Source organism: Methylobrevis pamukkalensis, from assembly GCF_001720135.1.
GTDB classification, from domain to species: Bacteria; Pseudomonadota; Alphaproteobacteria; order Rhizobiales; family Pleomorphomonadaceae; genus Methylobrevis; species Methylobrevis pamukkalensis.
Genome location: NZ_MCRJ01000242.1, coordinates 1 through 1687 on the forward strand (window position 1 = coordinate 1; position 1687 = coordinate 1687).

1 protein-coding gene and 1 pseudogene are annotated in these 1687 nt (G+C 66.7%); one reads left to right on the forward strand and one right to left on the reverse strand.

From position 1 onward, the window contains the following. A partial coding sequence (locus A6302_RS20195; RefSeq protein ID WP_069308509.1) for an Lrp/AsnC family transcriptional regulator occupies positions 1–391 on the reverse strand: 391 nt, incomplete at its 3' end. 198 nt (positions 392–589) lie between these two features. On the opposite strand from A6302_RS20195, the pseudogene A6302_RS20200 reads away from it, so the two are divergent. Beyond that, positions 590–1604 (forward strand): annotated as a pseudogene (locus tag A6302_RS20200) (1-aminocyclopropane-1-carboxylate deaminase). Positions 1605–1687: the final 83 nt, after the last annotated feature.

Below are 1687 nucleotides of genomic sequence, written 5' to 3' on the forward strand. Positions count from 1 at the left end.
GGCCGATCAGCCGGCTGCCGTGCAGGCCGTTGAAGTCGGAAATGTCGCGCACGCGGATCTTGAGGAAATAGTCGAAGTCGCCGGCCACCAGATGGCAGTCGAGGATGAACGGCAACTCCCTCACCGCCGCCTCGAAGGTGGCAAAGCTTTCCGGCGTCGAGCGGTCGAGCACGACGCCGACGATCACCATCGTGCCACGGTCGACCGGGGCCGGGGCGATCCGCGCCCGCACCCCGCGCACATAGCCCTCGGCGAACAGCCGCTCGACGCGGCGATGGCAGGTGGCGGGGCTGATGTTGGTCTGCCGCGCCAGATCGGCATTGGCCATCCGGCCATCCGCCTGCAGCAGGCGCAGCAGCCGGACGTCGATCCGGTCGAGTTTTTCGTCCATGAGAGATTGTTCGATCTTTCGGGCCAGATTTCGAAGATGCATCATATCGGCTTGCTTCAGCTACGCAACGCGGGCCCCCTTCCGCCAACTTCGGAAGCACCTTTCACGCGACCTGCGCTAGATCTTGGCCGTGGCCGACGACGCCGGCGCCTCCTCGTACGGCCTGTCGGCGCCCGATCCCGCCCCGGAGCCTGCCTGATGAACCTCCAGAAATTCCCCCGCTACCCGCTGACCTTCGGCCCGACCCATATCGAGAAGCTGTCGCGGCTCACCGAGCATCTCGGTGGCAAGGTCGAGCTCTATGCCAAGCGCGAGGACTGCAATTCCGGTCTCGCCTTCGGCGGCAACAAGCTGCGCAAGCTCGAATACATCGTGCCGGACGCGATCGCGTCGGGCGCCGACACGCTGGTCTCGATCGGCGGCGTGCAGTCGAACCACACCCGCATGGTCGCCGCCACCGCCGCGAAGATCGGCTTCAACTGCCGGCTGGTGCAGGAAAGCTGGGTGCCGCACGAGGACGCGGTGTACGACCGGGTCGCAACATCATGCTGAGCCGGATCATGGGCGCCGACGTGCAGATGGTCGACGAGGGCTTCGACATCGGCATCCGCAAGAGCTGGGAAGACGCCATCGCCGACGTCGAGGCGAAGGGCGGCAAGCCCTATCCGATCCCGGCCGGCGCCTCGGTGCACAAGTACGGCGGCCTCGGCTACGTCGCTTTGCCGAGGAGGTGCGCGCGCAGGAGGCCGAGCTCGGCTTCGCCTTCGACTACATCGTCGTCTGCACCGTCACCGGCTCCACCCATGCCGGCATGCTGGTCGGCTTTGCCGCCGACGGCCGGGCGCGCCGGGTGATCGGCATCGACGCCTCCTTCACCCCGGCGCAGACCAGGGCGCAGGTGCTGGAGATCGCGCAGCGCACCGCCGCCCTCGTCGAGCTTGGCCAGGAGATCACCGCCGACGACGTGGTGCTGGTCGAGGACTATGCCTATCCGGTCTACGGCGTGCCGTCCGAGGAGACCAAGGACGCGATCCGCCTCTGCGCCCGGCTGGAGGGGATGATGACCGATCCGGTCTACGAGGGAAAATCCATGCAGGGCATGATCGACCTCGTGAAGACCGGCTATTTCCCGGAGGGCTCGAAGGTGCTCTACGCCCATCTCGGCGGCGTGCCGGCCATCAACGGCTACGGCTACGCCTTCCGCAACGGCTGAGGGCGAAGTCTGCCTTTGGTTCGGCGAGGATTGCCGCCCGCTGGGAACTTCAGCTCCCGTTACGTCTTCGCCGGGCTTGTACC